At 39.4% G+C, this 5,487-nt stretch carries 7 protein-coding genes; 2 read left to right on the forward strand and 5 right to left on the reverse strand.

The genetic code is table 11. The annotated features are described in order from the left end of the window. The first annotated feature begins 184 nt into the window (after positions 1–184). Complete coding sequence (locus tag ACFQ38_RS11760) at positions 185–817, forward strand: spore coat protein (RefSeq protein WP_336822145.1); 633 nt, start codon at positions 185–187, stop codon at positions 815–817. 77 nt (positions 818–894) lie between these two features. On the opposite strand, the gene ACFQ38_RS11765 is transcribed toward ACFQ38_RS11760, so the two are convergent. From ACFQ38_RS11765 to ACFQ38_RS11780, 4 genes are all read right to left on the reverse strand, one after another. Next, positions 895–1,779 carry an RluA family pseudouridine synthase gene (locus ACFQ38_RS11765; RefSeq protein WP_381481059.1) on the reverse strand — a complete coding sequence of 295 codons (885 nt, stop codon included), beginning with the start codon at positions 1,777–1,779 and terminating at the stop codon, positions 895–897. 66 nt (positions 1,780–1,845) lie between these two features. Beyond that, on the reverse strand, positions 1,846–2,160 hold the full coding sequence (locus ACFQ38_RS11770; RefSeq protein ID WP_336822143.1) for a DMT family transporter: 315 nt from the start codon (positions 2,158–2,160) through the stop codon (positions 1,846–1,848). Beyond that, entirely contained in the window at positions 2,160–2,507 is a 348-nt protein-coding gene (locus ACFQ38_RS11775) for a DMT family transporter (protein WP_336822142.1), read from the reverse strand. Before ACFQ38_RS11775 ends, ACFQ38_RS11770 begins: the two co-directional genes overlap by 1 nt. Before the next feature lie 51 nt (positions 2,508–2,558). Further along, positions 2,559–3,131, reverse strand: coding sequence for a TetR family transcriptional regulator (locus ACFQ38_RS11780; protein ID WP_336822141.1), 573 nt, complete (start codon positions 3,129–3,131; stop codon positions 2,559–2,561). Positions 3,132–3,385: 254 nt separating this feature from the next. Between ACFQ38_RS11780 and ACFQ38_RS11785 the strand changes: the two genes are divergently transcribed. Then, positions 3,386–4,552 (forward strand): NAD(P)-dependent malic enzyme, encoded by a 1,167-nt coding sequence (locus ACFQ38_RS11785; RefSeq protein WP_381481063.1) that lies wholly within the window; start codon positions 3,386–3,388, stop codon positions 4,550–4,552. Positions 4,553–4,555: 3 nt separating this feature from the next. Here the strand turns inward: ACFQ38_RS11785 and ACFQ38_RS11790 are convergent, their stop codons facing one another. Continuing rightward, positions 4,556–5,257, reverse strand: a complete 702-nt coding sequence (locus tag ACFQ38_RS11790; RefSeq protein ID WP_336822184.1) for a DUF421 domain-containing protein — start codon at positions 5,255–5,257, stop codon at positions 4,556–4,558. Positions 5,258–5,487 lie beyond the last annotated feature (230 nt).

Raw genomic sequence — 5,487 nt, forward strand, 5'->3', positions numbered from 1 at the left:
CCGGCGGAAAGCGTCCGCCCTGTAGCGCAAATCAACATTACTCAGCGGTACCTAAGTAAAAGGGTGACGTGCAAATCACATCACCCCAACATTTGATTTAGAACCCTAAAATTGTGCATAATGCTTCGTTAAATAGCCATACTACATACGATTTTGAAAGTCATCATAAGGAGGGTATACATTCATGCAAAATCAATTCGGTGAAACGCATCAAAATATGCAAACCGGAAAAGTGCCGCCTCAAATGAACCACGGCGGACATGAATTATTCGATGTCCATGAAGTGTTGTCTGGAACAATTGCCGCACTAAATCAGGCGATGATTCTACGTCCCCATGTAAAAGACCCCGAGCTACTCGACATTTTAGATCGCCAATATCGGTTCACATTAGACGAGTACAATATTACTGTCGAATGTTTTAAAACCGGTAAAGATCCATCTCATCCAACTGGATCGTACAAAATGAAGACAGGAAATGATTTCATTTATGGAATGAAGCCTTCACAGCCTAAAAAGCCGATCCAAAACGCTAATGAAATTACTGATGAAATGATATCAGGATTTCTTTTAGGCGCAGCGAAAACTTCTGCAACCGCGAAGACGACCGCTGCACTCGAAACGACAAATCCGGTTGTCAGACGGGTATTAGCCGATTCAGTACCAAACTGTATTGAAATGGCGTATGAGTTATCGATATACCAAAACAAACATCATTACTATCAAGTTCCGCAGCTTACAGAGCAAGATATGCAGCAAGTGCTCAACTCATATGCAACTGCTGGCCAGCCAGGATTACCAAACCAACAGATCCAATAATGACGCTGAACAAACATGCAAATGCGCAATAAAAAAGCAGAGGAGCACCGGATGTTCCGGAGAGCTTCCTCTGCTATTTATAATGATTTTTTCACAAAACTTGTAGGTACTTCACATTCAAAACGCATAATTTCACCTGTCCGCGGATGAAGTATTGTCAAAGCAGTCGCATGCAATCCTAATCGTTTGATCGGATTGACTGTAGAACCATACTTCTTATCGCCCACAACCGGATGTCCAATGTCTTGCATATGAACTCGTATTTGATTTTTCCTTCCTGTTTCGAGTTCAACTGCAACTAAAGTGAACTGTCGATTCCCTCTAATTTTACGGAAATGGGTTATCGATAGCTGTCCCCCATTATCTGTCGGGTTTGAGTATACTTTATAAGTCCTCGTTTCCTTCAGATAGGATTGAATTGTACCCTTTTCCTTTTTCAAATTCCCTTCCACTAACGCAGTATACAAACGTTCCTTTACAACGTCATCCCAATTATCTTGCAGCTGTTTTTTAACCTCTTCGCTTTTTGCAAAAATGAGCACGCCTGATGTATCGCGATCCAAACGATGAACGATAAAAATGCGGTTGCGCGGATTTATTTGCTTCACATAATTCATCAATTCACTATAAGCCGTGCGTTCACTTTTATCCTTACCTGCCACCGTAAGCAAACCTGCTTCCTTCTCTATGACAAGTATGTCTTCATCTTCAAAAAGAATCGAAATTCCTGATAAGCTGCTTTCACCAATAGCCGCCCGATTGTCCACTATTTCCACTAACTGGCCAGCCTGGACAGGATAATTGTGCTTTGTAATCGATTGTCCATCTACAGAAACTTGTCCTCTTGCTAAAATAGATTTAATCGAATTTCGGCTTTTATTGGATATGATGTTTAGCAATAAAGGCAATAGTTCGCTCTCTTCGGTAGCACGATAGCTGAAGGAACGATCTTTATTCTTCATACTAAAACCTCCTTCACTTTGTTCATTATCCACTAAACATTGCTCATTTGACAAATTCAGGCTTTATTACGATAGTGCTTTTAATCCGACAACGCCGATAATAATGAGCATTACACTGAAAATCCTACCGAAGCTTTTCGACTCACCGAAAAACACCATATTTATGAATACTGCACCTGCTGTACCGACCCCGATCCAAACGGCATATGCAGTGCTCACTTGTAAGTAGTTGAATGAAAAATATAAAAAAGCAAAAGCGCCCCCAAATCCTCCTCCATAAAGAAGCGCATGCCATAGAGTTTTCTTTTCACTATACTGATTTAATCCAATGACTCCTATAAATTCACTGATTGACGCTGCTATTACATATAGCCAACCCATTATTGAACAGTTCCTTTCTCAGTTTTATTCTCTCGGGCATCGGATAAATTCAACCCGATGACGCCGATCACTAAAATGGCAATGAACAATATTTTCCCGCCACTTAAACTTTCACCGAAGAAGAACACGTCCATTAAAGCTGTACCGACTGTGCCAATAGCGGCAAAAATAGCGTACACTGTGCCAGTCGGCAAATTTTCGCAAGCTTTCGCCAAGCAATGAAAATCGATGAAAATGAAAATTACAATCGGAATCCAATGCCACCACACACTTGCTACGTTAAACCCAAAAATCCATACTAATTCGAAAAAACTTGTTAAACCCACATAGATCCATGATTTATTCATAATAAAACTCCTAATTATGACTGAATGTCATTCATTTTAATGTGAAAAAACTTAACCAATTGATAAGGCATGTTTTAAAAACTCATATACCTCTGCCTTTTGAATTTTCGCCTCGTCTTCTTTATTCACATCATATAGATAAATTTGCTCTGCAGCCGATTCAATAAGTCCTATAATCAGCTTTGCAGTTCTGTCTGGCTGAATTGTCTGGCGAATCTTCCCTTCCATTTTCGCCTTTTTCAATCCTTCGCTAATCCAATTATAAAATGGCGCATAAACAGTTTCCCACTCCTTCAAATGTTCAGTAGAAGCAAGTCCCGAATAAATAAGCGCTTGGATTTCATGGTACTCCTCATTCACTTTGAAAATTGCATCGATCAGTTGCTTCATTTGCACAGAAATGTCTTGTTGCTCATCCACTTGATCTTTGACAATTTCCATTGTCTTTTCTACCATTACTTCCGCTATAGCCGGCATTAATGATAATTTTGAAGGGAAATACAAATAAAATGTACCTTGAGCAATTCCCGCTGCTTTTACAATATCGGAGATTTTTGTCTTCTCTATGCCAATTTGCCTGAAAACTTCTATAGCCGATAGGACAATCTTGCTTTTTTTATCCATTTAATGATCTCCCTTCACAATGAATGACTGTCATTCATATTAACATATGTGCAAAGCCATTGCAAAAAAAGTTTTCATTACCAGCAAGCTTATTACAATAGGAATGTAAACGCTTAAATAAACATAATTTTACGACTTGACTTACTATTCGCTATTGCAATTTCAGTAGAATGTGGTAATAATTTATAACTATATTCCAAAAATTCAAAAGGAGAGTGGATAATTTGAATAAAGGGTATCATTCATCGCTTGAAATGCATAGGCTTCACAAGGGAAAAATGGAAATCATTTCAACTGTCCCTTTGGAGAATAAAGTGGATTTAAGCTTCGCTTATTCTCCGGGTGTTGCTGAACCATGCATTGAAATCTCGAAAAATATGGAGAGTGTGTATGACTACACAATTAAAGGTAATTTAGTGGCTGTTGTAACGGATGGCAGTGCCGTATTAGGCCTTGGCGATATTGGACCGGAAGCGGCTCTGCCGGTTATGGAAGGAAAGGCATTGTTGTTGAAAAAGTTTGCCGACGTAGATGCTTTTCCAATTTGCCTTTCTACACAAAACATCGACGAAATCGTGGACACAATCAAAAAAATAAGCCCTACATTTGGTGCCATTAATTTAGAGGATATATCAGCACCCCGATGCTTTGAAATAGAGGAGCGCTTACAGAAAGAATGTGCAATACCGGTATTCCACGATGATCAGCATGGCACAGCAATCGTCGTTGCTGCGGGGCTATTAAATGCTTTAAAAATCGTCAATAAATCGGTCAGCAATGTTAAAATCGTTGTCAATGGAGCTGGTGCAGCAGGAATTGCAATCGTAAAGCAACTTTTGAACCTCGGATGCAACCATGTTACAATTTGCGATTCTAAAGGAGTGATCTACAACAATCGTCCCTATGGAATGAATCACATAAAGACAGAAATTGCCCAAATGACAAACCCAACCGATCTAACCGGTACATTGGCAGATGCCCTTTCGGATGCAGATGTATTCATTGGTGTTTCCGTAGCGAATTTATTGACGAAAGAGCTGGTCCAAAGTATGGCAGAAAATCCGATTATATTCGGCTTGGCCAATCCGGTTCCAGAAATTATGCCGATTGTTGCCAAGGAATATGGTGCACGCATTATTGCAACCGGCAGGTCCGATTATCCGAACCAAGTGAATAATGTTTTGGCATTCCCTGGCATTTTTAGAGGGGCGCTTGATGTACGAGCAAAGGAAATAAATGAGCATATGAAAATGGCAGCGACTTTCGCTATCGCCTCTTTAGTAACGGATATGGAACTGAGCGAAGATACTATTATTCCCGACCCATTCGACGAACGAGTTGTCACAGAAGTGTCGAAGGCTGTAAGTAAAGCTGCAATTGAGTCAGGCGTCTCAATGCTTCCTGCGGTCCCTATCGGATAACGATCAATCATCTTTTTCATCGACGAATAAGCTTCCATCACCATATACTTCTGCATAGTAAACTTGATCGATTTGGCCGATGCCTTTCTTTTTCAACTGTTTCATGACCCATTCTTCCGTTAAATTAAGTTCCGTTAAATTTTTTTGAATCAATTTCCCATCGGAAATGATCTCAGTTGGAATATATTTCGGATCTTTTGCGGAGGCTTTCACATCTGTTTTAGTGGCCGCTTCCTGCCCCGCCTTTTTCAATACACTTAGTTTGCCGTTCGTTTCGAGAATCGCATAATTTACATCTGAGACAGAAAAAACGCTTTGTTCCCGAAGCATCATATTTAAATCATTCAAAGTCATTCTTACTTTTTTCATTTCCTGTTCATTCAGTCGACCTTCGTGAATGAGAATCGATGGTGTATCATCCAATAACACTCTCGCTTTTTTCGATTTGAGAGCAATATAATTCATGAGCAAAGTTAACAATGCCCACCAAATCATTGCAATTAAACCATTCATAAAAGGCGTTTCCGATTCCCCTGCAATATCCGCCGCAATTGAACCGATTGTAATTCCTGTAACGTAATGGAAAAATGTCAATTGTGATATTTGTTTTTTCCCCATCAATCTTGCCAATACTAAGAGCACAGCAAAAGCAATCGTTGCTCTAATGATCATTTCCCAAAAACTAAACTCGAAAAATTCATCCATATTCATGAATTGGACACCTCCACTTGAAAAGTAGTGTGTCACCAATATAGTTTATTATGCGAGAGAATCTTTCTCTTCGTAACGAGTATTTAATTTTTGATAAAAAAAGCCATCCAGCTTAATGGATGGCTCAGACTGTAGACAAACACCAGGAATTTTTGGTGTTTGCCTACAGTCTTTTTTCTTTTAAAATAGAAGTAATACTAGAAAAGTTGATTTCCACTGCGGTC

Origin of the sequence: Sporosarcina contaminans (assembly GCF_042679045.1) — a bacterium.
In the GTDB taxonomy this organism is placed as follows: Bacteria; Bacillota; Bacilli; order Bacillales_A; family Planococcaceae; genus Sporosarcina; species Sporosarcina contaminans.